We start from the raw sequence: 25,905 nt of genomic DNA, 5'->3' as shown, positions 1-25,905 counted from the left end.
ACTCGTTGATATTTATTCCTTCTTTATCTGTATCACAGTTTTAGTGAATTGGTATAAATGGTGCCGAAAGTAACGCCCTGTTGTTTGAGCCACTTACGGTATGCAATAGAATAGCGATCGCTCGGTAAATGTACTTCTGCTTGCAAATCCAAAGGTAAGCGTCGGGGTTGCTGGGACTCGACAATGGCAATATCTTGACTAGCAAGTTGATTTTGAATATCTAGATAGACTTGCAATGGAATTTCACGGGCGCTGTTTACCATTAACCAATGTTGCGCCACGCACTCATCTTCATCGACTGGCGTAATTGTATAGAAGATATTTAAACGATGATCTCCAGGCCCGAGTTTAAAGTATGCCACTAGCGGACGGAAGATGCGGTAATTGTAAGTGTTGAAAATCAGTGGAGCTTCTTTAGGATTACCCGAATTAAAATCTAGTTCCCACAACCCACATTTAAAACTAATCCCATCACTAACAGACTCTAATTCATAGTGCGTCAATTCAGGACGACTGGCGTGGGCAAATAATCCTGAATGCAGAATTGGGAAGTGTGCCGGATCGATAAAATTTTCCAGCGCCCGCAGCGGGCTAGAGTGATAGTGGTAGGGGCCGCAGAAAATCTTGCGATAGACAGGATTGTCCCACTCAGAAAACGGAGGGATATCTTGTTTTGGTGTCCCTAAGCAAACCCACAGCAAGCCGTAACGCTCTTGAACGTGGTAAGTTTTAACACAAGCTTGTGCAGGAGGCGATTGTTCTGGATTAGCCGGAACTATTACGCATTTGCCCTCGCTGTTAAAAGCTAAACCGTGATAAGGACAAACAAGGGTATCTTTATTGACATATCCCAGAGAAAGACGAGCGCCACGATGAGGGCAAAGGTCTTGCCAAGCTAAGACTTTCTCGCCATTATGCCAGAGTACTAGATCTGAGCCTAATAAGCGTTTGTGCAGAACTGTTTCAGGTTGGAGGTCTTGCGATCGCGCTATTACATGCCAATCATTCAGCAAAATCTGGTCTTGCACCATGAGTATCGACACCCATCAGGTCAAATACCTATATCTTAATCATCCTGTGGTCAAGACATCAAAGCACTTTTAGAATTTGTTAAGAGACTTGAAGATGTGTCACAAGCTAGGTATCTAACTCGTCTGTTGTTTGACTTTAAGAGCCAAAGGTCAAGGGTGAAGATATTTATTTCTTCCTGATCTGTCTCATCGTTCCTCTAGCCGTACAGATACACTACCGCCGTGGGCTGGTAAACCTTCTGCTTCTGCTAGTGTCACTGCTGCTTTACCGATTTTCTGCAATGCTTGTTGATTGCATTCCAAATAAGTAATCCGTTTCAAAAAGTCGTAGACACTCAAACCAGAGGCAAAACGGGCAGAACGCGCAGTTGGAAGGACATGGTTGGGTCCGCCTAAATAATCACCAATTGCTTCTGGTGTATAGCGCCCTAAAAATAGGCTACCAGCACACTTGATTTGGTTGGCAAAAAACTGCGGGTTATCTACACATAATTCCACGTGTTCTGGTGCTAGCTGATTCAGTAGGGGAATACTTTCTACTAAATCATTGACAATAATTACTGCCCCATGTTTTTGCCAACTGGCACTAGCTACCTCTCTGGTAGCCAAAGTTGTCAAAATCTGCTCAACTGCCGCGATCGCTTTTTGTGCGAATGTTTCGGAATCGGTAATTAAAATCGATTGGGCGCTGGGATCGTGTTCGGCTTGCGATAGTAAATCCCAAGCAATCCAATCTGGATTGTTCTTGTCATCGGCGACAACGAGAATTTCCGATGGACCGGCAATACTGTCAATTCCTACTGTGCCAAATACTTGGCGTTTGGCTTCGGCAACATAGGCATTACCAGGCCCGACAATTTTATCGACAGGGGCAATACTTTCTGTGCCATAGGCTAGGGCTGCGATCGCTTGTGCCCCACCAATACCGTATATTTCTGTTACACCAGCAATCTTAGCTGCTGCCAATACTGCTGGATTAATTTCACCACGCGGCATTGGCACTGTCATCACAATCCGATCTACCCCAGCAATTTTCGCTGGTAGGGCATTCATCAATACAGAACTAGGATAGCTGGCACGTCCTCCAGGAACATAAATTCCTACTTGCGTTAGCGCTACCCAATTTAATCCCAATCTGACCCCGACTGTATCAGTGTAGCCGACATCTTGGGGCAGTTGCTTTTCATGGAACGCTGCAATTCTTTCAGCGGCTAGTTCTAATGCGGCTTTGACATCAGCCGGACATTGGGCTGCAAGTTCTGCAATAAATGTATCGCTTAGACGCAAAGATTGGGAATTGTAATGGTCAAAGCGGCTGGTATATTCCTGAACTGCGGCATCACCACGCACTTTGACATCAGCCAGAATATTTCGTACTGTCCCGCTAACATCAACAGTTGCTTCCCGGCGATCGTTCACAAGTGCTTTGAATTTGGCAGAAAAATCTTTGTCGGTTGTTTGAAGTAGCTGCATGGACAGTATCTTAGATGTCCTAAGGTTAACAATAATTGGGCATAAACATTAATATTTTACCCCAAATTTATGCTTAAACAAGCTTAATTTTTAAGGTTATAAGTTCTATCTTTGCAAATTAAGCTGTAACTTTCTCGATGCGATTTATTTACTTTTAGTAAATAGCTTTCCATCCTTCCACGGTTCGTTTACCAATTGCGCTATCCACCGTTTCTCCAGTTTCTGACAAAAGCCTAATACTCACATTTTTAGAAGGTGAGTTTTTAAGAGCCGTTGCTAATTCGTCGCTAACTTTAAATGTATTGTTGTTGCCTTCTAAACGAAATACCTGTTCGCCTAGTTTTATATAAAGATTAGTAATTTGAAGTGTATTGTTAAATACCAAACAATCAGGTACTCTGATCAGGGTACGGTAGTATGAGCCATAGGAGCAATGGCGATCGCTATAAGCTAGCAGAACACGAATAGAGTTTCGGCTCCACAGGCTAATTACTTCAACCCTAGCATTATTATTAACAAAGTTTCGCCAGAAGTAATTCCGGTCAAAAATCCCCACGTAATTGCCTTCAAAAGGATCATCAATTCTCACGGGCTTTGACCAAGGCACATCCATATTTGTACCCAAAGCCGCTGATTTTACAACTGGTAGTTCCGCAGAAGCCTTGGCTAGCCGATCACTTTCTTTCGCCATTACTGGCTGAAGGGAAATTATGCTTGTTGTCGCTAAACTCAAAGATGCTAGACTCAACCCTACTATCGCCAGTCTAGGCAAACTCCAAATTCTTTGATTTTTGCCCTTGGAGTGCATTAACATAACTGAAATCTAAAACTTAGCTATTAAACTTATCCGCAGATTAATTATGAGTATTTATCCTTTATAGGTATCACCTTAATTAGCAGATAGGCATACTACAAATATAGCTTCGATTTTTATCAGTGCTGATGGTACAAGATACTCTAAACCAAACTTTACCTAAGGAGAGAATCAAACAGGCGATTTTACTCTTTTCTAATTAAAAGAAGGATATATGGAGAGAAATTTATACTTCGTATTTCAGATAGCCATACATACAAACTCTCAGATTTATTTGTGTAGAATCTCTTAAAAGCGCTGTGTTATTTTTAAAGCACCGGATTTATTCGTAGGGTAAACTTCATCTCCAAAAGAGTAAGATTTAACTTAAACGCTGCACTTCAAATCTACGCAAATCTTCCGGTTGTTCGTACTCAACGACAACATTTTTTACCACAGCAGCCGGAGGCCCCATGTAACACCAGCGAATCATCTCTTCTACTACTTCTCGTGTCCCTTCAAAAACTGCTTCCACCCGGCTATCGGGAAGATTTCGCACCCAGCCATTTAATCCTAATTGACTAGCTGCATCTACTGTGGCGTAGCGATAGCCAACTCCCTGGACTCGTCCAGAAATGAAAACATGAGCACGGATTAGCTCTGGTTGCGGTTTAAGACTCGGCATTGACTGGTCTATGCGTTACGATTTCCAGTGTACTGGGTTTTTACACAAGGATAAAATCATCCCTATATTTGTTAGTCTAGCTGGTTATTAGTGATAAATTGTTTTTCACTAAGATTGCGATCGCTATTAAGGATGCTTGTCCACAACAGGTCATAGAGACTGGGGACTATAACCATCAACCGCATCCTGAATTTGCAATTACCAATTACCCAACGTATAGATTTAGAATTTCAACTTGCTTATGTCTAACTTGCCACCACTCACTACAGAAACTATTTGGGCAATTCTCAACGAAAAAATTGATGATACCACAGTCAATCAGTTGGTATGGCACTACTTAGGTTATCGCTACAACTCTGCAACTGGAGAATGGGATAGTAGCAAAGTAGTAGCAGAATGGCGCGATGATTACCCACAACCACCAGATTTTATTGATAGTCGTCCTGCAATAGTCAAATTAACTCGTTCTATTCCAAAGGAAAACAAACAAATACTCAAAGAAAAATTAGGTTTCAAAGGTTACAAAATTGGTGAATTCGGGCCTCGGCAAACTCGTAGGGCAACAGCAGCTAATTGGTTATTTAGTTATTTGCATCAAAATAGCAGTAATTTAGACTAAGCATACATAGCAGATATTTTGGCAAAATCGTCTATTTTTTACCTAATATCTGCTAATTTTATGATTATTAAAATTTCTTTCTGGGTAAAAACTAACTTTTTAATAGCTATAGGAATCAGATTTGATTATCGCAAAAATATACGTCTCTGTAGGCTGGGCAGTGCCCACTAGATCAGGGTTTTGGTGGGCACTACCCAGCCTACATATATTTCAGAAATCAAGTATGAATCCTATATGAAAACTGTATATTAAGTAATTGATTATAAATTTTACTAGTAATGAATTTAAAATTTCTTCCTGAAGATGGAGTAATTACATAATTATTTATTTCCAGGGAATGATTGGCTAATTTAATTAGAAATAAGAAAATACTTTATACCAAGATTTTCTACTTTAATTAATAACATGGCGAAGCCAATTGAATTTAATTTATTTGCTCCCTATAACAAAGGCGTAGCATTAATTGGTTCTTTTTCTGATTGGCAAGAAATTCCAATGGAAAAAGGTGATGATGGATATTTCCGTACTTCTGTTGAATTAGAAGATGGTAGTTATGAATATAAATTTCGTGTGCAATCAAATTCATGGTTCCTAGAGCCAGAACAATGGGTCGATGTAACAGATCCTTATGCAACTAATATTGACGAATTTGGTGGCAAAGATAACGGTATCGTTAGGATTAAAGATGGGTCTAGGATTGTTGATACCTATGTTTGGCAACATGATGATAAACCTTTGCCTGCTGACCACGAATTAGTAATTTATGAATTGCATGTTGGAGATTTTTCTGGCGGTGAGGATGATCCTTATGCAAGAGGTAAGTATAAACATGTTGTTGAAAAATTAGATTATTTATGTGAATTGGGAATCAACGCGATCGAGTTGATGCCAGTGAAAGAATATCCTGGTGATTATAGCTGGGGTTACAACCCTCGCCATTTTTTTGCAACTGAATCTAGTTATGGCTCCACAGACGAGTTAAAAAATCTGATTGATGAGTGTCATGCTAGAGGTATTCGCATCATTATGGATGGTATTTATAACCATTCAGAAGCTTCTGGACCATTAACACAAATTGACCACGATTATTGGTATCATCATGCTCCTCGTGACCCTGATAATAGTTGGGGTCCTGAATTTAATTACGAACATTATGACGAAAATTTAGATACATTTCCGGCACGAAGATTTATCGGTGATGCCGTCCGGTTTTGGATTGAAGAATATCATATAGATGGTATTCGCTATGACGCAGCGCGGCAAATTGCCAACTACGATTTCATGCACTGGATTGTTCAAGAAGCGAAAAATGCTGCTGGTACAAAACCTTTTTACAATATTGCAGAACACATTCCAGAAACTACCAGCATTACTAATATAGATGGACCAATGGATGGTTGCTGGCATGACAGCTTTTATCATACAGTTACTGCACACATTTGTGGTGACACTTTTGATTTAGAAAACCTCAAAGACGTTATTGATAGTAAACGTCAAGGTTTTATGGGTGCTACCAATGTGGTAAATTATCTTACTAACCACGACCACGATCGCCTGATGGTAGAACTGGGTAATCGGAATATTTTTGATGAAGAAGCATTTAGACGAGCTAGATTAGGAGTAGCGCTCCTGATGACATCTGTTGGAGTGCCTTTGGTTTGGATGGGTGAAGAATTTGGAGAGTACAAACCCAAACAACCTGAATCAGCCAAAATCGATTGGACGCTACTAGGTAATGACCTAAATTCTAGTTTATTTGAATACTATAAAGGCTTGATTAACTTGCGTAAAAATAGCCATGCACTCTACACAGAGAATATTGATTTCATCCATGAGAATCCAGAGGCGAAAGTGTTAGCTTATAGCCGTTGGAACGATGAAGGTTCTCAAGTTGTAGTAGTAGCAAATTTTTCAGAAAACTTCTTAGCTGGTTATCATGTTCCTAATTTTCCTTGTAGTGGCACATGGCACGAGTGGACAGCTAATTATGATGTGGAAGCTGGGGACGATGGCATCATAACTGATATTGGACCATACGAAGCCAAAGTATTCGTTTGGCAGTAATGAATTACACTGGTACTGATTAAATATTCTAGTAACAGAAAGAAGGGGGGAGATATTGCCCTCCTTTTTAATTAGGATGATCGACTGAGCCTATCAAAACTATTTATTTTGTCTAATAAAATACAAGATAATAGTGTCTTTATGATTCCTGAAATCTACGTTTTTTAAAAATCTCTGATTTTGTGTAGATTTGGTCTTATAAATGTGTATAATTTTTAAGCCTCAATATAGTAGCATAAATCACATGTTCTGCTCCATGCGCAACACATTGTTCGACGCCAACATTGAGAATTCTCATGTTTTATTAACTCCGAACGAAGTAAAAGCAAAAGTACCATTAACTAAATTAGCCGAACAGACAGTTCTGAAATATAGGGAAGAATTAGAAAAAATCCTAGATTTTCAAGATAGAAGGAAATTCATAGTTGTTGGCCCTTGCTCAATTCACGATCCAAAAGCAGCCATCGAATATTCAGAAAGATTGAAAATTTTGGCAGAGAAAGTCCAGGATAAATTACTCTTGGTTATGCGGGTTTATTTTGAAAAACCCAGAACAACAGTAGGATGGAAAGGATTGATTAACGATCCCGAAATGGATGATTCTTTCCATGTAGAAAATGGTTTGTTAATTGCTCGTAGCTTATTGTTAAAAATTGCAGAAATGGGATTACCTGCTGCTACAGAAGCCCTTGACCCTATCATACCTCAGTATATTAGTGAACTGATTGCCTGGTCTGCCATTGGCGCGCGCACAACCGAATCACAAACTCACCGGGAAATGGCAAGTGGACTTTCGATGCCTGTGGGTTTTAAAAACGGTACTGATGGCAATATTCAAGTAGCTTTAAATGCCCTACAATCTGCTAGAACTCCTCATAATTTTCTAGGCATTAATCAAGATGGGCAGGTAAGTGTATTTCAAACTAGAGGCAATGCCTATGGTCACGTTATTTTACGAGGTGGTAATCTACCCAATTTCGATACCGAAAATGTAAGACTCGTAGAACAGAAGTTAAAAGAAGCGAATTTACCACCAAGAATTGTAATTGACTGTAGTCATGGAAATACAAATAAAAACTACAAATTACAAGCTGCTGTTTTAGAAAATGTTATTCAACAAGTAGTTGATGGCAATACATCCATTGTTGGCATGATGCTGGAATCGAATTTATTTGAAGGTAATCAACCAGTCAATTGTCAAAAAGATGAATTGCAATATGGTGTATCGGTGACAGACAAATGTATTAGCTGGGAGGAAACAGAAAAGGTTATTTTAACAGCCTACGAAAAACTTAAGTAGTAATCTGTGTTTTCTTCTGTGACTCTGATTTAAAAATCAGTCATCATTTACTATGTAAGGATGAGAGAGAATCCTTTTTTCTTTGTGTCTTAGTGTCTTTGTGGGTCGACCTTATTAAACACAAAGGCACTAAGACGCGAAAGATTTGAGGTCAATACCTCACAAAATCGTACCGACTTCTTTCAAATAAACTCGTGTAAATGGTTCATCCTCTCCCAAAGTGTAATCTTCAATTAACCCTTTACGGCTAATAGAAACATTACTTCCTTTCTTAATCACCACAGTAGAGCCGTCTAAAATATCCCGCACTAACATCATTTCAGTCTCGGTAGGATTATCTAGCACAACCATATTACTACCTTGGTAAAACATTCCATCCTTTTCTAAAATATCGTCCTCGTATTCGACAATTAGTAAATCAAGTTTGGGATTACGTAACAAACTTTGAACATTGCTATTGTAGTCTTTGCTTAAGATTTTTTTCGACCGATTCACGAAAACTGCATCACGACAAACAGCCCCAACTGTCCACTCAGGATGTTGCAAAAGAATATGGTCAATCGTTTCTTGCAACTCTTGAAGCGGGATTTTATTGAAGGTGATGATTGGTATCCTAGCCTCTGGGCCTGATTCAAAAAAGGTTCCTAAGATGTGGGAAGGTACATCAACACTGTCACCAACCGCAGGGTTCAGATGCATTAAAACTCCAGGTGCGGCGTTGATTTCTAGAATAGCAAAGTTACCAGATTTCCAAGACTCAGCAAGGCTTTTGGTAATAACATCGATACCAAGACAAGTTAACCGGAAGTGTTGGGCAATGTCCTGCGCCAATATAATGTTGTCATGGTGAACTGTGTGCGTGGCATTAATGCTGATACCGCCAGCCGAGAGATTCGCTACTTTACGCAGATAAACAGTGCGGTCTTTTTCAATGACGCTATCTAATGTCAAACGCTGTTCCTTTAAGTACAATTCCATCGCTTCATCACGCTGGATTTTACTCATTGGCGAAGTGGGTGTATCTAAACGCGCAGCTTTTCGATTTTCTAGGCGAATTAACTCATCAATAGTAGAGTAGCCATCACCCACAACCGATGCAGGACGGCGTTCTGTGGCGGCGACAAATTTTCCATTGACGCACAGCAAGCGAAAATCTGCTCCTGATATGCTTTTCTCGACAATTATCCGCGTGGGCTGTTCATCGGGAATCGCAGCAAGTGCCCTACTATACGCAGATTCTAGTTCTTCAGAGTCTTGTACCTCGGCTGTAACACCAATTCCTTTGTGCCCTACTACAGGCTTAACTGCTACTGGATAGCCAATTTCTCTAGCTACTGCTAGGGCTTCTTTTTCAGTAGTAACGATATCACCTTCAGGTACGGGGAAACCCAAAGTTTTTAAGAAAGCCTTGCAGTCATCCTTGCGAGTGGTAAAGTCTGAATCAATGTGGCTATCACAGTCAAAAGTTGTCGCTACACCGCGAATATGTTTTTTTCCATAGCCGTATTGCATCAGTCCTTCTTCCCACAAATAAAAAGTGGGAATACCTTTTTCGTAAGCTTTGTTTAGTAAGGCGTAGACTGTAGGACCACCGTAGACAGATTGCCTAAATCTATTTTGTAAGCGTACTAGCTCATCTTCAAAAAGAAAGTCTGCATCTCTATTAATAGCTTCAAACCAATCCCAAACAAAGTACACTACCCCTCTGGTTGTACGTTCGTGAAGCGATTGAATAGCAATACGCACATCATCTGGATTTGGGTTTACACTCCACCGGGTTAGGTGTAAGCCCATTTCGAGTTTTCCTACTTCTGATAGAGTTTGGGCAAACAGATGGGCGTAGGATTCGTATTCTTGATTGCCTAAATTTGGATAGCGATCGCTAATAATAGAAACATAGTCCTCAATGGGCAGAGGTTTTCTATACTCGGTCAGAACAAAATCGAATACTAGGGCCCCTACTTCCAGATAGGGGTTCGGTCCCATGTAATGTTTGAAGTGGAAAATATCAAACACGTCGGTTTTTCTGGCATTGATGCGGACTGCATCGGTGCTTTTTTCTTGAAGCATTGATGATAAACCTCTAGCTAAACACCCTGAAGTCCGGACGCTTAGTTGCGTTTACCCAGACCTATCTACGATCAATTAATTCTCGTTATTGCTTGGGGAGCGATCGCATTGCGACTAAATCAGAGTATAAAACTCAACCTTCACTGGCACAGCTTAACTCTACTGACAAAGTTTTTCAGCTATCTAAGGGCATAATCAAGCCGCTTCTATTTTTATGACTCAGTGTGGACTAGGCCAAGAATATTTTTACACCAAATACTATCCATAAAAAATATAACCTTTGAAAGGTGCGATCCCCTCACAAGTTTTATATATCTAATATACGGATATTTAAGAGACAGCAAAGTATGAACAGCGCACAAGTTTCCTTGAGAAATCAAGTTCGGCAACTTGCTGATCAAGCATTTCATCTCAAGCTTATTTCTGGATATGGAGATGGTCCAGACAGCGATGAGTACCAAATTGTCTATCAGGGTAAACCCAGACATCTCCCACTAGAACAAGCTCGCCTTTTTTTAGTCAACTTGCTCTCTAGAAGTCAAGTGAATTAGACAGTTCGATAAAAATCAACATTTCAATAGATTTGCGATTTTTGTCAAAAACCTTCTACACAAGCAAAAACTTTCTAATATGTTTTCACTTTTCCAAATTAACTAGATAAAAAATAATAACTCAATAAGCCTATAGAAAATTATTCTATAGGCTTATAAATTACTAAACTTCTATATTGACTTTAAATAATGTAAGTTGTCAATAATCTGGATATTTTATGCTTGATTAATTATGGAAAATTATTGAGAGAAGTTTTAATTTAAAAATTCATTGCTTAATCTACCAAATGGATGATTTTATAGTTGGAATTGTCATGCTTTATTGAAAATACTTACATAAAATTAAGGTGACATCATGGTGACGAGCGAAATTAAACGGCAGCTGGTGATTATTGGTGGAGCTGAAGATAAAGAAGGGGATTGCCAGATCCTGCGAGAGTTTCTGCGCCGTGCAGGCGGTACAAAGGCTCATATCGTTATTATGACAGCGGCCACTGAACTCCCAAGGGAAGTTGGCGAAAATTATATTAGAGTTTTTGAACGGCTAGGAGCGGAGAAAGTTCGTATAGTTGATACGGAAACTCGTGAAGATGCATCTTCATCGACTGCTTTAGAAGCCGTTGAGAACGCCACTGGGGTATTTTTTACTGGTGGAGATCAAGCCCGAATTACTAGCATCCTCAAGGACACTCAACTTGATGAAGCTATTCACAAGCGATTTGCTGAAGGAATAGTTGTAGGAGGTACAAGTGCTGGTGCTGCCGTGATGCCTGATAAAATGATTGTAGAAGGTGATTCAGAAACAAATCCGCGAATTGAAATTGTCGATATGGGACCTGGTATGGGCTTTTTACCAGGAGTAGTAATCGACCAGCATTTTTCACAGCGTGGTCGTCTTGGACGCTTAATTTCTGCTTTGTTACAAGAACCTGCTGACTTAGGATTTGGCATTGACGAGAATACCGCTATGGTAGTGACCGATAACCAAATTGAAGTTGTTGGTGAAGGTGCGGTCACAATCGTTGATGAGTCAGAAGCAACACACAACAATATTGACGAAATTTTAAGGGATGAGCCTTTAGCTATTTTTGGAGCTAAACTTCATATCTTGCCACATGGCTATAAATTTGACCTAAGAACCCGTAAGCCTATCCTACAAAACGCCTCAGTGGCAGATGCCTCTGTACCTGTTGGTTCAGCAAGTATCTAACTTTTAGTAGATGCATGTGAATTAACTAAAGAATAAATATTTATCGATTAGTAATGTTTAGTTCTTGCAGATCCCCCCAATATCTTAAAAAAGAGGTTAAAAAGCCTTTTTTATTAAGAATTTAGGGGGATTAGTAACATTATGATTAGTCAAAAAAATACCTAATCTGTTTCAGTGAGTTATAAAAAGCTATCAAGAATAGAAATGGTTAGTTTAATTGAATTTAAATTGTTTGCTCCTCGTAATAAAAAAGCAACTTTAATCGGGTCATTTTCTGACTGGCAAGAAACGCCAATGGAGAAAACTGAGGATGGGTATTTTTATACTCAATTAAAGTTAGAAGATGGTATTCATCAATATAAATTTCGTATACAAACTCAAAGCCCTAATTTTTCCCCAGATGAATGGGTAGATGTGATTGATCCTTATGCCACAGATGTTGATGAGCAGCAAAAAGTTGGCTTGGTGCGAATTAAAAATGGCAAACGGATTGTTGATAGTTATAGTTGGCAATACGATGATATACCTCTGCCAGAAAACGAGGAATTAGTAATATATGAAATGCACGTTGCCGATTTTACAGGCGGTGAGGTTGATAGAGAAAAACGCGGACAATATTTAGATGCTATTGCAAAGTTAGATTATCTTCAGGAATTAGGCATTAATGCAGTTGAATTAATGCCAGTTAATGAGTATCCTGGCGATTATAGCTGGGGCTACAAAGTACGCCATTTTTTCGCCACAGAATCTAGCTATGGTTCAACAGAAGATTTAAAGCGATTAATTGATGAGTGCCACAGGAGAGGCATTCGGGTGTTCATGGATGGAATTTATAACCATACTGATGAAGAATGCCCGTTAATGCTAATTGACAGGAATTACTGGTACTACGAACACATGCACTATCCGGAGGACCCAGCAAACTATTGGGGACCAGAGTTTAACTACGATAACTATGACGAAAAATTAGATGTTAAACCTGCTTGGAAATACGTCGGGGATGTAGTGCGTTTTTGGATTCAGGAGTATCACATTGATGGCATTCGCTTTGATGCAGTACGTCAATTAGCCAACTTTGAATTTTTGCATTGGCTAGCCACACAAGCTAAAAAGAATACTGTAGCTAAGCCGTTTTATAACATTGCCGAACATATTCCTGATACCAGCAAAGTCACAACCCCAAAGGGTCCACTAGATGCTTGCTGGCATGAAAGTTTTCACTACTTTGTAATTCCACATATTTGTGGGGAAAAATTTGAATTGGATCATCTCAAGCAAGTTTTAGATCCTAGACAACAAGGTTATAAAACTGCTACGAATGCCATAAATTACTTAGCAACTCACGATCGCGAACGTTTATTTAGAGAATTAGGTAACCGCGGTATCTTTGATGAAGCGGCATTTACACGTGCTAAGTTAGCCGCTGTACTGTTAATGACGGCAATGGGTATCCCAATGCTGTGGATGGGTGAAGAGTTTGGCGAACATAAGCGCAAGAGTGAAAACGTTACTCAACCGAAGAAAATTGCTTGGCCATTGCTAGAAAAACCTGAAAATCGGGATTTATTTGAGTATTACAAAAAACTCATCGTCCTCCGTAAACACAATCTAGCCCTGCAAAGTGACAATATAGAGTTTTTCCACGAAGATTTACAGGCACAGCTTCTAGCATACGTCCGTTGGCACAATCAAGGTGCTCAAGTAGTGGTTATGGTCAATTTCTCTAACCAGAATCTCATGGGCTATCATATCCCGAACTTCCCATCGGCTGAACATTGGCAAGATTGGTTGGCTAATACTCAGGTAGAAGTTGGCAAGGATGGTTTGGTGACTGACCTGCAATCCTACACAGCCAAAATATTTGTTGCTCACTAACAGTAAAGTTGTTTCACTCCATAGCTTGAGGGCTGTGATATTATTAGAGACTGCTGCATAAATTTAAAAAACTAGAAATTGAATCGATCATGGCTCTGACGCAACAGCGCAAACAAGAACTCATTTCCAGCTATCAAGTTCACGAAACTGATACCGGCTCTGCCGATGTCCAAATTGCCATGCTCACTGAGCGGATTAATCGTCTCAGTGAACATCTTCAGGCAAACAAGAAAGACCATTCTTCTCGCAGAGGATTGTTGAAGCTAATTGGTCATCGCAAGCGTCTTCTATCCTATGTCCAGCAGGAAAGCCGAGAAAAATATCAAGCTTTAATTGCTCGTCTGGGAATTCGTGGTTAAGGATACCGCTTATGTCTGCTGAAGAATCTGAACGCAGTCGCTTACCTTTTGAACCGAATAAAAAGCGCCAAAAACCAGCAAAAGCCAGGAGTCAACCACCAGCACAGTCCAAGGAATCTAAGGGACAGACAACTAAACAGCCTCCCTTTACTAAGGAGGAAATGGCAATCCCAAAAGTGGTTAGTCAACGGATGATTCGGCGAGTAGCCGCATTCTGTGGTATACCAACGGCTTTGGGTATTACCACTTTGGTAGTCAGCTATCTATTGACCATCTATACCGACATCAGACTAGCTCCCATCGCTGTGTTATTGGTAAACATGGGATTCTTTGGTTTAGGGGTATTGGGAATCACCTATGGCGTTCTCTCTGCCTCTTGGGAGGAAGACAGAGTTGGCAATTGGCTGGGTTTGGGTGAATTCGGCACCAATTGGGGACGCATGGTAGAGGTTTGGCGCGAAACTCGGCAAAAGAAAGTTTGATTTTGGCGCTCAGTTATCAGAAGACTGTAATGTTGGGTAAATTTTAGAGTGAATGTTGAAGTTGAAATTTAATAACTTCAACATTGCTAATTAAAGATTTATGATTATCTTATACCTCCAATCTTCAATGGCAAAATCACTGAGCGCTAGATTTTTAAATTAATAGAAGGTTACGCCCCTTAAATAGCAAGTTAAGTAATCAGGGAATTTAATCATGATTGTCGTAATGAAAATCGGTTCCCCAGAGGCAGAAATTAATCGTATTAGCGAAGAATTAACTAGCTGGGGGCTAACGCCGGAAAAAATTATCGGTAAGCACAAAGTAGTTATTGGTTTGGTAGGTGAAACTGCCGATTTAGACCCCCTACAAATTCAGGAAGTTAGCCCTTGGATTGAGCAAGTTTTGCGCGTAGAATTGCCTTACAAACGGGCTAGTCGTCAATACCGCCACGGTGAAGCTTCGGATGTGGTGGTTAATACTCCTGATGGGCCTGTTGTATTTGGCGAACATCATCCAGTAGTAGTGGTTGCTGGCCCCTGCTCTGTAGAAACTGAGGAAATGATTATCGAGACCGCCCAGCGTGTCAAAGCATCGGGAGCTAAGTTTTTGCGCGGTGGTGCATACAAACCCCGGACTTCACCTTATGCTTTCCAAGGACATGGCGAGAGTGCTTTGGATTTATTGGCAAAAGCGAGGGAAGTCAGCGGACTTGGCGTGATTACAGAAGTTATGGATGCCGCCGACCTGGATAAAATCGCGGAAGTTGCCGATATGATTCAGGTAGGTGCTAGAAATATGCAGAATTTCTCTCTGCTCAAAAAAGTGGGAGCGCAATCAAAACCAGTGCTTTTGAAGCGAGGAATGGCAGCTACTATTGAAGATTGGTTGATGGCTGCTGAGTACATTTTAGCGGCGGGAAATCCGAATGTAGTTTTATGCGAACGCGGTATTCGCACCTTTGACCGCCAGTTTACTCGCAATACCCTGGATATATCGGTAGTGCCAGTTTTACGCAAGCTAACTCACCTACCAATTATGATTGACCCCAGTCACGGTACGGGTTGGTCTGAGTTTGTGCCTTCAATGGCAATGGCCGCGATCGCAGCTGGTACAGATTCTCTCATGATTGAGGTTCACCCCAACCCGAAAAAAGCTTTATCAGATGGGCCCCAATCTCTCACACCAGATGCTTTCGAGAACTTGATGCAAGAATTAGCAGTAGTTGGTAAGGCTGTAGGACGTTGGCAACAGGCAGTTGCAGTTGCTTAAATGTCCTTTGTTATTGATCATTAGTCATGTGTGTTTACAAAAGCTAAATGACAATTTTCACAAAAAAATAATCAGTAAGCGTATTAGCTTGCTCAATCCGAATTAAGACAGAAAATAACCACAGATGCACACAGATAAACACCGATATTTATCTGTGGTTTGATAGCTGTTACAGATTTAACTTGCATAATCAGGGCGACTAAAATGCCCACTTTACAAGAGTTTGACGAATAGATAGAAAATAAAACTTTTGGTATAGAGAAAGATATTCCTATAGTAGAAGTTGAAATATAACTCAGCATTTATGGTTAATTTAATTAGAAAATTTTAGCTTTATCATTGCTTTTGAAAGCGAGTATCACACTTATTAAAAATACTTTTTGGGTTTATCAAAGCTTGAGATGATGCTATTTTTTAAACGTAAAAATGTGGTTTAAAAATATTGAAATATAAATTAACCTGAGATTTTTATGAACCAGCAATACGACTTTCATTACTTTCAAGGAAGTTCTTTATCAGATCTATTTGCTCAGGACATTTTAGATGCAAGTTATGCATTTCTCCCAAATTACCCAGCAACTGCTCGTTGGGCAGCTTACCCCAACACGAAAAAATACTACATTCAAGATGGCAGTAGTGAGTCCACTAAAACGTCTTTCGATAAGATTTGTCAAAAGGAACCTTGGAAAAATTTGGCTGTGCTAGGCGAAGCTATTCCGGGGATTGTAATAATTCCGCCGCAAAACTTACTGGTTGACTACTGGCGAGAGCATTTTGGCTTTAATTACAGCAATATGGAGATGTTCGATTGCTCTGTTTATTTGGAGGAACTTAGCCAGAGCGAACGCTTTAACAAAATTATCACGCTATTTCCCTTTGATAATCTACGACATGAAAAACACGCGATCGCTCCCAACACTCACTACCATTTGCTGAGTAAAGTGACGCTAGCAGAGTTAGGGGTAGAATGCCCGAAATACAAGAGCTACAATCTTCACAATGTCAGTCTCGAAGACATTCAGTTACCAGAGCAATTTCCCTATTTGATCAAAACTTCTCATGGACTCTCAGGAGAAGGTACTTACATAATCAAAAGCATTAGCGATTTGAACTACTGTTGGCAAGAATTAAAGAAGTATCTCGATATTAAATTACTGGATTGGATTATTGTCTCGGAGTTCATTAAAAATGCTGTACAGAACTACTGCGTACAGTTCTATGTCAGCAAAACGGGAGAAATAACGCTCATCGGGACTACAACTCAACTCGTCACCTCAGAGGGCAATTATTTAGGCGGACTAATTCATTACCGCGAAACTGATATGAGTAAGTTCTTTGAGATGATTGCTGCTATTGGTCAGTATGCTCATGAGCAAGGTTATTTCGGCGTAATTGGCTTTGATGTGCTAGAAAACCAAGATGGACAGCTTTATACAATTGATGCCAATTTCCGAGTTAATGGCTCAACACCGTTATGTTTGCAGCGTCATACCCTACTAAGACTAGGAAAGGAAGTGGCTAAATATTCCAGTGACTACCGCATAGATGGGACATTAGACTCTGTGTTAACAACTCTAAAACCCGAACTGGATCGCAAAGATTTAATTATTCTCTCGGCTTTAGAGAAGGTCAAATACGGAAAAATCTATACCGAAATTTACGGGATCGTTACTGGCGAAACATTTGAGGAAATGCAGCAGATTGAGCAAAACTTACAAAAGAAGGGATTGCACTGGCTTAGTTAAATGACTTTTCTTTACTTAAGAGCAAGTAGTCTCTATGATATTCCTCGGTAATTTGTAGTTAAATTAACCAAGGTTTCATTATGCCTACTATTGCGGTCGTCTACTTCTCTGGTGCAGGTCATACTCACCTGATGGCTGAAGCTGTTGCCAAAGGTGTAAGCCAAGTTGATGATACAACTGTCGAACTGCTGCGGATTACTGGCGAACAGATTGTGAATGGTCGCTGGCAAGATGATGGTATTCTCGAAAAGCTTAACCAGGCAGATGCGATCGTTTTTGGTTCGCCTACCTATATGGGTGGGATCGCGGCTCAGTTTAAGGCTTTTATTGATGCAGCAAGCTCAGTTTGGTTTAGACATGGCTGGAAAGACAAGATTGCTGCTGGCTTTACCCACTCTAGCTCACCTAGTGGCGATAAGCAGGGAACGCTTTTATATTTAGCAACGAACGCAGCCCAGCATGGGATGATTTGGGTAAATGTGGGAGACTTGCAAAGCTTTTTATTTGGTAAGGATGATGGCGTAAATCGATTGGGAGGTTTTCTGGGTGTACTTGGTCAAAGTCCTCTTGACATGAGTGGCAACCCAGCAGTTTTAGATGAAGGCGATCGCCTCACCTCAGAACGCTTTGGACAACGCATTGCAGAGGCAACTAAACGTTGGGTTAAGTAAGATATTTCATTACCAAATCACATCTGAACAAAAAATTAAGGGTATTACATCTTGAGTCATACCCTTAATCAATATAAGTAATATCATGTCCGTTCAAATAACCGTCATTGCGACCGTAGGGAAGCAATCTCAAAAACTATGTGATTGCGTCGTTTCACTGCGTTCCACTCGCAATGACATATTTAGGGTAATTTACCGGATATCATATAAGTTGCTGCAAATAATCATCACTAGCTCGTAATTGCGCTTTAGCGCTAAAGCGCAACTACGAGCCAAAGATTTTCATAACTATAAGTTCTGAAAGTTACACATTTATCCAGTATAAATATTTAAATAAACATAAAAAGCTCCACCTCATGTTTAGTTAGGTGTACGCTCAATGACATCAATTGCTGTTTTCAGCCAATTAATATAAGTTTGTTCTCGTTGAGTTACCAAATCTAGTACGAGCCGTTGCATAATCTGCTCGCGATTTGCACACTCATCCAGTTTCGGTAAGTGAATATTGTCACACTCAGCCAATTTGTTTTTACGTACAGCTAGCTGCTGTTCTAGCAATTTAATAATGGCTGCGTTTGGTAATTGCGCAGCAAAATATAATTGCATAAGCAAAGGTTCTCGTAATGTCGGTAAAGGCTGATGATATTGCAACCACCGGATAAATTCGGCTTTTCCGGCTTCTGTGATCGAATATACCTTGCGATTAGGGCGATCGCTCTGAATCTCAACGCTACAACTAATCCAACCCTGCTCAACCAGTTTATCTAGAGTTCTATAAATCTGTGCCTGGTCTGCGGGCCACAAATGAGCAACGCATCGATCGAAGCAGGTGGTTTTCAGGTCGTAACCTGTCATCTCTTCTTGCTGAAGCAAACCGAGAATTGTATGAGCTAAAGACATAGGCGGTTTTCCGAAGCTAAAGTGGGGGAAGTTCTCTCTTTTAGTTTTTATATGATCTCATGCTAATATTAGACTAATCATATATAAGGCTTAACACATAAAGATTGAAATTAGGGTGTGCTTGGTCAAAGAACATAAATAGTTAGTTTGCAATCAAACAAGCCACCACTTTTTGTCATCTAAATTTTATGACCTACCAGTGCAGATTCAGACTGTGCCAATGTTCTGCACTTGACCAAGTATCAAGCTGAACAATAGCATACCAAGGAGGAGATTAATGACGACTCAAATACAAACAATGCGAACAGTCGCAGGAATCATCAATAGCGTACAAACGCTAGAAGGTGAAGGTATGCTGGTGCGTCGGCCTTTTCCCAAGAGCAGCTTTACCGACTTTGACCCGTTTCTCCTCCTTGATGAATTTGGCCCTGTTGATGTTGAACCAGGTAAAGCAAAGGGAGCGCCAGATCATCCACACAGAGGCTTTGAGACTGTCACCTATATTTTAGAGGGGCGCGTTGAACATAAAGATTCTCAAGGTCATGCAGGAAAACTGAGTGCTGGCGATGTGCAGTGGATGACAGCAGGAGCAGGTGTTGTGCATTCAGAAATGCCAGATCGGGAATTTGCTCGTACTGGCGGACGGGTTCACGGACTGCAACTGTGGGTGAATTTACCCCGTCGCGACAAAATGATCAAGCCGCGTTATCAGGAAATTCCATCAGCAAGAATTCCCACTGCGCAAACAAAAGACGGTTTGGTGAAGGTAAAAATTATAGCTGGAGAAGCCTTAGGAGCAAGAGCTGTTATCGAGACGCAAACTCCGATTATGTACTTACATTTCACACTTCAACCAGATGCGATCGCAGTTCAGCCTGTGCCAAAAGAATACAATGCTTTTATATATGTGCTTGATGGAGAAGGCTTGTTTGGTGCAGAAAAAGAACGTGCGGGAGATGGGCAGATGGTATTGTTTGCACAAGACGGTGAGGAAGTGGCGATCGCAAATCCATCGAACGCAAAATCACCATTAGATGTATTACTCATCGCTGGTGTACCGCTAAACGAACCAGTTGTTCGCTACGGCCCATTTGTAATGAATACTGAAGCCGAAATTATTCAAGCAATTGACGACTATCGTAACGGGAGGATGGGTTCCATTGACTTCTAACATACTTCTACAACGAATCAATCAACAGCAATTTTTACGCAATTTGCGCAACAAATTCCTCAGTCTGCACTCCAGTTTGCTGGAGACAGAACGCATCGCTTACGAACAAGTACGCGGTAGAGTAACCAGTGCCGAACTTTTACAACTAGTTATCGATCACGAACAATTTGCTTGGCTACATCGCATTTCTGAGCTAGTTGTGCAAATTGATGAAATGCTGGCAGCAGATGAACCCATATTACCGGAATCTGTGCAAAAGTTGATTGCCGATGCTCGCAGGTTAATCGTACCGTCAGAGTTAGGTAACGCTTTTGCCAGAAAGTATTATGCTGCTCTCCAGCGCGAACCTAGCGTTGTTTTAGCACACGCAGAGGTATCACAACTGCTTGCGGTTAAGTAGTAAGACACTGTGAGGATCTGGTTTCCGTTCTGAGCCAGATGCTCACACTTTTAAATAGCCTAAATAGGGCGATCGCTTACCTTTATTTCCCCCTCTTGTTGAGATTCACTCGGGAGCATCCTGTTTTGGCGAATCGCCTTCAGACTAGAAGTCTGGGGCTATACAAACAAACCCGCGAAGGCGGACTTTGTTTGTATAGCCGCGATTTCTAATCGCCCAGGTATTTATTACTCAATTTCGTTTTTAAGAATTTCAGAATAATTTTTTATTTCGTCATTCCAATACAAACCAGGTTTTCTTAAAGATTGCTCATTTGGAAGATTGATTGTATATCTCCTACTAGAAAACATAGCTTTTTGCTTATCAAATCGGTAAGCAAGAATGGCAAATATTTCAGCATCCTGGCGGTATTCAGCTATTTTAAAAATATGTCGAATTCGCTGAAAGTAATTCGGCAGAAAAGGAGCGCTACGTAAAATATTTATTAATGCTGGGCGCACATATTCGTTATCTATTTGATAAATTGTATCGAGAACAGCAAAATTTTGATAATTTCCACTTTCTAAATATGTATGTAGTGCAGTTGCAAACGCATCCAATGATCCGCTTTGTGTTAAAGGTTGCAATTCTGGAGGTAAACTAGCAATTTTTTGGATTTGCAACCTTGTTTTAGTTTCTGCATCTACTAGTTTCAACAATGCTTCAAAAGCAATATGCTTGACAAAATCTGGTGTTGCAGGATTTTGATATAAATGTGTGATGACTTGAATAGCTTCATTACCGCCACACCAACCTAACAAATAAGGGATGTCAGCCATATATGCGGACATCCCAAAATTCAAGATTATTTCAAAATACCTCTCGCTGAGACAGAAGTCTCAAATTTAGCGGCGTCTACTGCCAAAAGCAGGTGCGCGACGACCACTACTACGTCCCCCGCTACCAAAGCTACTACCGCTAGGAGTGCGTCTAGTAGATCTGGAACTATTGGAAGGTCTGAGTTCACTACCTCCAAAACCGGAACCACTAGGACGGTTAGTAGTAGTACGACGTGGTGTAACTGAAGTCCCGCTAGGATAAGTTCTTCTAATTGTCCCGGTAGTGCGGAAAGCAGTGCGATTCCTCACGGCTGCTGGTGGTGCATTGTAGCGACTGCGGTAGCTAGAAACAGCTTGGTCATAGCTGCTACCGTATCCACCAAAGCCAGTCAAAACTCCTCCAGATTGATAGACCGGGGGTACATAATACTGGGGTCTAAATAATAGACTACCGATCGCCTGACCTGCTATATTACCAGCCACCGCCCCAGCAAAGGGTGCCCAGAAGCCATTTTCGCGACGGACAACGACTGTTTCCTGTTGTCCTGTTTGGGGATTAGTTTTGTTCTCAGTAACGTTATGAACGTATTCAATTTTAAAGTCTTCAGTTAAGTATAGATTTGGCTGCCCATTTTCTACTTTTAGATAACTTTTCTTACCTTCTTTAATTTCTTCATCTGTAAGCCTGGCCATTTGTAAGTTTTCAGTGATAAAGGTTGGAGGTTTACTGTTAATCAAAAACAGTGTGTACTCCCCAGTACCATCATCGTAAGTAGCTTGTTGTACTTGATACTGCCCATCATTCAGCTTGGTAGCCGTAGAAGTTTGACTGACGTTCCTACCTGAGGGGGTTGTTTGTTCTGAACCTCCACCACAAGCGACTGTTGTCAAGCACAAACTCATGGCTAAACAAACGGCTGTAAATCTACGCAATATGGTCATGATCATTGCACTAGTATCCTATCTTTGAGCTTAACAATTTCTCACTACACATAGTAAGTACGGACTACCTCACCACTTACAAAGGAATTAATTCTGGATAATATTGCAACAGTTGATCGTTAGTGAGTTCATCGCCCAACTGTGCTGGTGAGAAATGCACCTGAACTGCCCGTAGTTTATTTTTGTAGTGCAAATTAATTAAGGCTTTTAAACCTTCCTTGAAAGCTTGAACGTTAGACAAGTCAGTTTCTAATTCTGGTACTTCTCCTTCAAACGCCACTGTAATCATCACAATAATATTGCGTGTTACAGGTAAAGATAAAGGCTCATTAACTCCAGAATTAGAACTTAAATCGAGGTCAGCACCATATCTTTCAGCAGAATCACTAAATAATTCATTGACATAATCTCCTGCCTCGCCTTCACTCCAAAATACATCACCTTCATTGGCAGCAGAAAGCCAATATTCATCAGATCGCAATAGGGTTTCAGAGATTTCTACTAAACCTTCGCCCAAAACCTGTAAGTCTCCATCTGCATCGATCGCTTCCCTAGCAACACGATTGAATACCCCCAAAATTGGCGCTACTTCCGACCCGCTTAAATGCAAAAACAAGCGGCAGACAACATAGCGAGTCCGGCCAATCATTCTATTAAAAGTATCACGCATCTGTGTCCTCCACAACTTTATCAGTTATTAGTGAACGATTATTTTACTGATAATTATTCATTGTTCAATGTAATGAAAACTTTTAACAAAATCTATAACCATGTTTAATGAAGGCAACATATATTGAGCAGATTCATTGGTCATATTATCAAAAAATCCAGCATTGGTATCGGATTGATTAATAAATCGTTTACCGAAATAAGGATTGTCATACAAAATCAAAGTTTGAGCGCTAGAGTTTGTTAATATTGTCTGGGTAGGAGTTTTAAAGAAATTTAATTTTGCTGCTAACTCCAAAATTTTTTGGATTTCCCGAATGGACTGGGCCTGATTTCTAGCTTCCTCGATCGCAGTCCTTAATTGCCTCACCCGATGAGGTATTTTTAAACCCATCTGAGATATATCTTCACCTTTGAGCATTTCTACCACCTTGTCAATATTCTTTTGTATGTTGGTGGCATCATGAAACGGTAGAATCGCTATATAAGCAATAGGCAATAACTCTTCGTCGTTATCTACTCGAAATGTGAAAATAGTGCGGCGACGCCCAATTTCCATAGTAGGTGGCTGTTTCAGTTTCCGGTATTGCCGAGAAATTTGGTAATAAGCGCCAGCAAGGGCAAAGTTGGCTTCATGTTCTAGAGCAGCATCGACGATAATCCGGATCGTCGGCGGAGTTTCATTAAAAAAGTCGCGTGCATCTTCAGCGTTAAACTTTTGAATGATCGTGCGATCGCCCGTGGGAGAGAGGTCAATCCAGTCACAAGTGATACCTTCAGTTTTTAAACCAAACCTGGAAGTGGCATAAAGTTTAGCCCCTGTTAAGTTCGCACCTGTTAAGTCGGCTCCTATCCATTCCGCTTTGATTAGTTTTGCTTGAGTTAAATTGGCGTGTACTAAACTGGCATTAGTTAAATTAGCATTGCTCAAATCTGCCCCTGTTAAGTTAGCTCCACTTAGTTTAGCTTTGCTTAAATCTGCCCAGCGGAGATTGGCCCCACTTAAATCTGCCCAACGTAGATTAGCCCCACTCAAATCTGCACCACTAAGGTTAGCACGGCTAAGATTGACTTTTCTCAGTTCAGCATCTCGCAAATTAGCACTACTGAGATCCGTGCGACCCAAATCGGCGGCGTGGAAATTAGCCATCTCTAAGTTGGCACCAGTTAAAGAAGAACCTCGCAAAGTTGCTTCACTTAAGTTCGCACGACGGAGATTCGCTTGTCGGAGTGTGGCTTCTCGCAGGTCCGCGTTGCTGAGGTTAGCCTCGAACAGGTCTGCACAACTCAGGTCTGCTCGAATTAACTCAGCACGGACTAATGAGGCTTCCTTGAGTTGGGCATGATTAAGATCTGCTCGAATTAGATTTGCGACATTGAGACTAGCGTTGTTGAGAATTGCTCTCACAAGATTTACGCCACTTAATCTCGCTACATTCAGTGTGGCATTGCTCAAGTTGGCTTTGCTGAGATTCGCACCACTCAAATTTACTATACTCAAGTTGGCTTGGCTAAGATTCACACCACTGAGTTTGACGCCACTTAAGTTAGCTTCAGAGAGGTCAATACCACTAAAATCAATCACTCCTGCCGTGTATTTTTCCAGCAATTCTTCTACAGTCATAAATGCTACCCCTCAGATGCCAACTTTAATAGTTGGTAAATAACGCAGAAAATACTTGAAAGACGGACTATCAAAAGCAAAAATGAAAATTGGGATTTTAGGACTCGGACTGATCGGTGGTTCTTTGGGTTTTGATTTGCGATCGCAAGGACATCATGTTTTGGGAGTGAGTCGTCGTGAATCAACGTGCCAAAAGGCGGTATCTCTGGGAAGCGTTGATGAAGCATCAGTCGAGATCAGCCTCTTAGCTAAAGCAGAAGTTGTATTTATTTGTACACCTATAGGTCTTATTGTTCCCCAAGTTAATCAGTTAATTGCGCATTTATCTGCTACTACGGTGGTGACTGATGTTGGTTCTGTCAAAGCACCGATAGTCAAGGCTATATCTCCTTTGTGGTCAAATTTTGTTGGCGGTCATCCTATGGCAGGAACCGCAGATAGTGGTATAGAAGCTGCACAGCGACATTTATTTGTTGATCGCCCTTATGTACTGACACCAATAAATACAACACCAAGTGAAGCAATTGCGGTAGTAGAGGAAATTGTGCGATCGCTTGGGTCTAAGATTTACCATTGTCAACCAGAGCAACATGACCGCGCTGTTAGTTGGATTTCTCATTTACCTGTAATGATCAGTGCTTCCTTGATTGCAGCTTGCATGGGTGAAACCGACCCCGCAGTTTTACAACTAGCCCAAAATTTAGCTAGTTCCGGTTTTCGCGATACCAGCCGTGTGGGTGGTGGCAATCCTGAGTTGGGAGTAATGATGGCTCAGTTTAATCAGCAAGCATTGCTAGGGTCATTGCAACAATATCGCCATAACCTAGATAAATTAATTCACCTAATTGAGCAGGAAGATTGGGCAGCTTTAGAGACAAAGTTGCAGTCAACTCAAAAAGCACGACTAGAATTTGTTGAATAACAGTCATTAGTCATTTGTCCTTTGCCATTAGTTATTTCTTCCTCCCCCTGCACCCTGCTTTTTCGCCCTTGTCCCCCTGCTATGTATGAAGTTATAAGTTGCACTTATCAAATAGTTAAGTAAACTTTACGCAAAACATCTTTACAATCCGTTACAAAATCTCTATGATAAAAAACATCATAAGTAATTATTCCTGCGTACATCAGTCACGCATCGCAATCATAAAACCATGACAGCAACTCTACAACAGCGCGCCAGCGC

At 40.7% G+C, this 25,905-nt stretch carries 24 protein-coding genes; 14 read left to right on the top strand and 10 right to left on the bottom strand.

Annotated elements, in window-relative coordinates:
* Positions 1 to 32 precede the first annotated feature (32 nt).
* From BV375_RS38490 to BV375_RS33050, 4 genes are all read right to left on the bottom strand, one after another.
* Positions 33 to 1,031, bottom strand: coding sequence for an aromatic ring-hydroxylating dioxygenase subunit alpha (locus BV375_RS38490; RefSeq protein ID WP_086768453.1), 999 nt, complete (start codon positions 1,029 to 1,031; stop codon positions 33 to 35).
* A gap of 186 nt (positions 1,032 to 1,217) precedes the next feature.
* Positions 1,218 to 2,504 (bottom strand): histidinol dehydrogenase, encoded by a 1,287-nt coding sequence (gene hisD, locus BV375_RS33060; protein WP_086768450.1) that lies wholly within the window; start codon positions 2,502 to 2,504, stop codon positions 1,218 to 1,220.
* Positions 2,505 to 2,658: 154 nt separating this feature from the next.
* Positions 2,659 to 3,195: a hypothetical protein gene (locus BV375_RS33055; RefSeq protein ID WP_243714130.1), complete on the bottom strand. Its 537-nt coding sequence runs from the start codon at positions 3,193 to 3,195 to the stop codon at positions 2,659 to 2,661.
* Positions 3,196 to 3,679: 484 nt separating this feature from the next.
* On the bottom strand, positions 3,680 to 3,982 hold the full coding sequence (locus BV375_RS33050; protein WP_086768446.1) for an acylphosphatase: 303 nt from the start codon (positions 3,980 to 3,982) through the stop codon (positions 3,680 to 3,682).
* 241 nt (positions 3,983 to 4,223) lie between these two features.
* Here BV375_RS33050 and BV375_RS33045 point away from each other — a divergent pair, with 241 nt between their 5' ends.
* The 3 genes from BV375_RS33045 to BV375_RS33035 all read left to right on the top strand — a co-directional run bounded on the left by BV375_RS33045 (position 4,224) and on the right by BV375_RS33035 (position 7,965).
* Entirely contained in the window at positions 4,224 to 4,601 is a 378-nt protein-coding gene (locus tag BV375_RS33045) for a DUF1823 family protein (RefSeq protein WP_086768444.1), read from the top strand.
* Positions 4,602 to 5,006: 405 nt separating this feature from the next.
* Entirely contained in the window at positions 5,007 to 6,665 is a 1,659-nt protein-coding gene (locus BV375_RS33040) for an alpha-amylase family glycosyl hydrolase (protein ID WP_086768442.1), read from the top strand.
* Positions 6,666 to 6,921: 256 nt separating this feature from the next.
* Positions 6,922 to 7,965 carry a 3-deoxy-7-phosphoheptulonate synthase gene (locus BV375_RS33035; protein ID WP_086768439.1) on the top strand — a complete coding sequence of 348 codons (1,044 nt, stop codon included), beginning with the start codon at positions 6,922 to 6,924 and terminating at the stop codon, positions 7,963 to 7,965.
* 159 nt (positions 7,966 to 8,124) lie between these two features.
* Here BV375_RS33035 and BV375_RS33030 read toward each other — a convergent pair whose 3' ends face one another.
* Entirely contained in the window at positions 8,125 to 10,035 is a 1,911-nt protein-coding gene (locus BV375_RS33030) for an acetate--CoA ligase family protein (RefSeq protein WP_086768437.1), read from the bottom strand.
* 347 nt (positions 10,036 to 10,382) lie between these two features.
* On the opposite strand from BV375_RS33030, the gene BV375_RS33025 reads away from it, so the two are divergent.
* From BV375_RS33025 to BV375_RS32990, 8 genes are all read left to right on the top strand, one after another.
* Positions 10,383 to 10,586: a hypothetical protein gene (locus BV375_RS33025; protein ID WP_086768435.1), complete on the top strand. Its 204-nt coding sequence runs from the start codon at positions 10,383 to 10,385 to the stop codon at positions 10,584 to 10,586.
* A gap of 355 nt (positions 10,587 to 10,941) precedes the next feature.
* Positions 10,942 to 11,796: a cyanophycinase gene (locus BV375_RS33020; RefSeq protein WP_086768433.1), complete on the top strand. Its 855-nt coding sequence runs from the start codon at positions 10,942 to 10,944 to the stop codon at positions 11,794 to 11,796.
* 204 nt (positions 11,797 to 12,000) lie between these two features.
* Positions 12,001 to 13,671, top strand: a complete 1,671-nt coding sequence (locus BV375_RS33015; protein ID WP_086768431.1) for an alpha-amylase family glycosyl hydrolase — start codon at positions 12,001 to 12,003, stop codon at positions 13,669 to 13,671.
* Between the two features lie 89 nt (positions 13,672 to 13,760).
* On the top strand, positions 13,761 to 14,030 hold the full coding sequence (gene rpsO, locus BV375_RS33010; protein WP_086768429.1) for a 30S ribosomal protein S15: 270 nt from the start codon (positions 13,761 to 13,763) through the stop codon (positions 14,028 to 14,030).
* An 11-nt stretch (positions 14,031 to 14,041) separates the two neighbouring features.
* Positions 14,042 to 14,512: a PAM68 family protein gene (locus tag BV375_RS33005; RefSeq protein WP_086768427.1), complete on the top strand. Its 471-nt coding sequence runs from the start codon at positions 14,042 to 14,044 to the stop codon at positions 14,510 to 14,512.
* A gap of 214 nt (positions 14,513 to 14,726) precedes the next feature.
* Positions 14,727 to 15,782, top strand: coding sequence for a 3-deoxy-7-phosphoheptulonate synthase (aroF, locus tag BV375_RS33000; protein WP_086768425.1), 1,056 nt, complete (start codon positions 14,727 to 14,729; stop codon positions 15,780 to 15,782).
* A gap of 470 nt (positions 15,783 to 16,252) precedes the next feature.
* Complete coding sequence (locus tag BV375_RS32995; RefSeq protein ID WP_086768423.1) at positions 16,253 to 17,527, top strand: ATP-grasp domain-containing protein; 1,275 nt, start codon at positions 16,253 to 16,255, stop codon at positions 17,525 to 17,527.
* Positions 17,528 to 17,607: 80 nt separating this feature from the next.
* Complete coding sequence (locus tag BV375_RS32990) at positions 17,608 to 18,198, top strand: flavodoxin family protein (RefSeq protein ID WP_086768421.1); 591 nt, start codon at positions 17,608 to 17,610, stop codon at positions 18,196 to 18,198.
* Between the two features lie 360 nt (positions 18,199 to 18,558).
* Here the strand turns inward: BV375_RS32990 and BV375_RS32985 are convergent, their stop codons facing one another.
* Positions 18,559 to 19,098 (bottom strand): PadR family transcriptional regulator, encoded by a 540-nt coding sequence (locus BV375_RS32985; RefSeq protein ID WP_086768419.1) that lies wholly within the window; start codon positions 19,096 to 19,098, stop codon positions 18,559 to 18,561.
* A gap of 277 nt (positions 19,099 to 19,375) precedes the next feature.
* Between BV375_RS32985 and BV375_RS32980 the strand changes: the two genes are divergently transcribed.
* Positions 19,376 to 20,269 (top strand): pirin family protein, encoded by an 894-nt coding sequence (locus BV375_RS32980; protein WP_086768417.1) that lies wholly within the window; start codon positions 19,376 to 19,378, stop codon positions 20,267 to 20,269.
* Positions 20,259 to 20,669 (top strand): hypothetical protein, encoded by a 411-nt coding sequence (locus BV375_RS32975; protein WP_243714129.1) that lies wholly within the window; start codon positions 20,259 to 20,261, stop codon positions 20,667 to 20,669. Before BV375_RS32980 ends, BV375_RS32975 begins: the two co-directional genes overlap by 11 nt.
* Positions 20,670 to 20,896: 227 nt before the next feature.
* On the opposite strand, the gene BV375_RS32970 is transcribed toward BV375_RS32975, so the two are convergent.
* The 4 genes from BV375_RS32970 to BV375_RS32955 form a co-directional block, all read right to left on the bottom strand.
* Entirely contained in the window at positions 20,897 to 21,487 is a 591-nt protein-coding gene (locus BV375_RS32970; protein WP_086768415.1) for a hypothetical protein, read from the bottom strand.
* Between the two features lie 66 nt (positions 21,488 to 21,553).
* Positions 21,554 to 22,435 carry a hypothetical protein gene (locus BV375_RS32965; protein WP_086768413.1) on the bottom strand — a complete coding sequence of 294 codons (882 nt, stop codon included), beginning with the start codon at positions 22,433 to 22,435 and terminating at the stop codon, positions 21,554 to 21,556.
* Between the two features lie 70 nt (positions 22,436 to 22,505).
* A complete protein-coding gene (locus BV375_RS32960; protein WP_086768411.1) occupies positions 22,506 to 23,099 on the bottom strand; it encodes a DUF1517 domain-containing protein in 594 nt (197 codons plus the stop codon).
* A 57-nt stretch (positions 23,100 to 23,156) separates the two neighbouring features.
* Entirely contained in the window at positions 23,157 to 24,722 is a 1,566-nt protein-coding gene (locus BV375_RS32955) for a pentapeptide repeat-containing protein (RefSeq protein WP_086768409.1), read from the bottom strand.
* Between the two features lie 82 nt (positions 24,723 to 24,804).
* Between BV375_RS32955 and BV375_RS32950 the strand changes: the two genes are divergently transcribed.
* A complete protein-coding gene (locus BV375_RS32950; protein ID WP_086768407.1) occupies positions 24,805 to 25,644 on the top strand; it encodes a prephenate/arogenate dehydrogenase in 840 nt (279 codons plus the stop codon).
* Positions 25,645 to 25,905 lie beyond the last annotated feature (261 nt).

This window comes from Nostoc sp. 106C (assembly GCF_002154725.1).
Taxonomy (GTDB): domain Bacteria; phylum Cyanobacteriota; class Cyanobacteriia; order Cyanobacteriales; family Nostocaceae; genus Aulosira.
The sequence above is the reverse complement of the archived record's forward strand: the minus strand, read 5'-3'. Positions and strand labels throughout refer to the sequence as shown.

Bases quoted from the DNA above. Each gene is read 5' to 3' on its own strand.
- BV375_RS33055 (WP_243714130.1), bottom strand. From the start codon at position 3,195: ATGGCGAAAGAAAGTGATCGGCTAGCCAAGGCTTCTGCGGAACTACCA.
- BV375_RS33025 (WP_086768435.1), top strand. From the start codon at position 10,383: ATGAACAGCGCACAAGTTTCCTTGAGAAATCAAGTTCGGCAACTTGCT.
- BV375_RS32960 (WP_086768411.1), bottom strand. From the start codon at position 23,099: ATGCGTGATACTTTTAATAGAATGATTGGCCGGACTCGCTATGTTGTC.
- BV375_RS33035 (WP_086768439.1), top strand. From the start codon at position 6,922: ATGCGCAACACATTGTTCGACGCCAACATTGAGAATTCTCATGTTTTA.
- BV375_RS33045 (WP_086768444.1), top strand. From the start codon at position 4,224: ATGTCTAACTTGCCACCACTCACTACAGAAACTATTTGGGCAATTCTC.
- BV375_RS32955 (WP_086768409.1), bottom strand. From the start codon at position 24,722: ATGACTGTAGAAGAATTGCTGGAAAAATACACGGCAGGAGTGATTGAT.
- BV375_RS33015 (WP_086768431.1), top strand. From the start codon at position 12,001: ATGGTTAGTTTAATTGAATTTAAATTGTTTGCTCCTCGTAATAAAAAA.
- hisD (WP_086768450.1), bottom strand. From the start codon at position 2,504: ATGCAGCTACTTCAAACAACCGACAAAGATTTTTCTGCCAAATTCAAA.
- BV375_RS33050 (WP_086768446.1), bottom strand. From the start codon at position 3,982: ATGCCGAGTCTTAAACCGCAACCAGAGCTAATCCGTGCTCATGTTTTC.
- BV375_RS38490 (WP_086768453.1), bottom strand. From the start codon at position 1,031: ATGGTGCAAGACCAGATTTTGCTGAATGATTGGCATGTAATAGCGCGA.
- rpsO (WP_086768429.1), top strand. From the start codon at position 13,761: ATGGCTCTGACGCAACAGCGCAAACAAGAACTCATTTCCAGCTATCAA.
- BV375_RS32985 (WP_086768419.1), bottom strand. From the start codon at position 19,098: ATGTCTTTAGCTCATACAATTCTCGGTTTGCTTCAGCAAGAAGAGATG.
- BV375_RS33040 (WP_086768442.1), top strand. From the start codon at position 5,007: ATGGCGAAGCCAATTGAATTTAATTTATTTGCTCCCTATAACAAAGGC.
- BV375_RS33030 (WP_086768437.1), bottom strand. From the start codon at position 10,035: ATGCTTCAAGAAAAAAGCACCGATGCAGTCCGCATCAATGCCAGAAAA.
- aroF (WP_086768425.1), top strand. From the start codon at position 14,727: ATGATTGTCGTAATGAAAATCGGTTCCCCAGAGGCAGAAATTAATCGT.
- BV375_RS32990 (WP_086768421.1), top strand. From the start codon at position 17,608: ATGCCTACTATTGCGGTCGTCTACTTCTCTGGTGCAGGTCATACTCAC.
- BV375_RS32965 (WP_086768413.1), bottom strand. From the start codon at position 22,435: ATGATCATGACCATATTGCGTAGATTTACAGCCGTTTGTTTAGCCATG.
- BV375_RS32970 (WP_086768415.1), bottom strand. From the start codon at position 21,487: ATGGCTGACATCCCTTATTTGTTAGGTTGGTGTGGCGGTAATGAAGCT.
- BV375_RS32995 (WP_086768423.1), top strand. From the start codon at position 16,253: ATGAACCAGCAATACGACTTTCATTACTTTCAAGGAAGTTCTTTATCA.
- BV375_RS32980 (WP_086768417.1), top strand. From the start codon at position 19,376: ATGACGACTCAAATACAAACAATGCGAACAGTCGCAGGAATCATCAAT.
- BV375_RS33005 (WP_086768427.1), top strand. From the start codon at position 14,042: ATGTCTGCTGAAGAATCTGAACGCAGTCGCTTACCTTTTGAACCGAAT.
- BV375_RS32950 (WP_086768407.1), top strand. From the start codon at position 24,805: ATGAAAATTGGGATTTTAGGACTCGGACTGATCGGTGGTTCTTTGGGT.
- BV375_RS33020 (WP_086768433.1), top strand. From the start codon at position 10,942: ATGGTGACGAGCGAAATTAAACGGCAGCTGGTGATTATTGGTGGAGCT.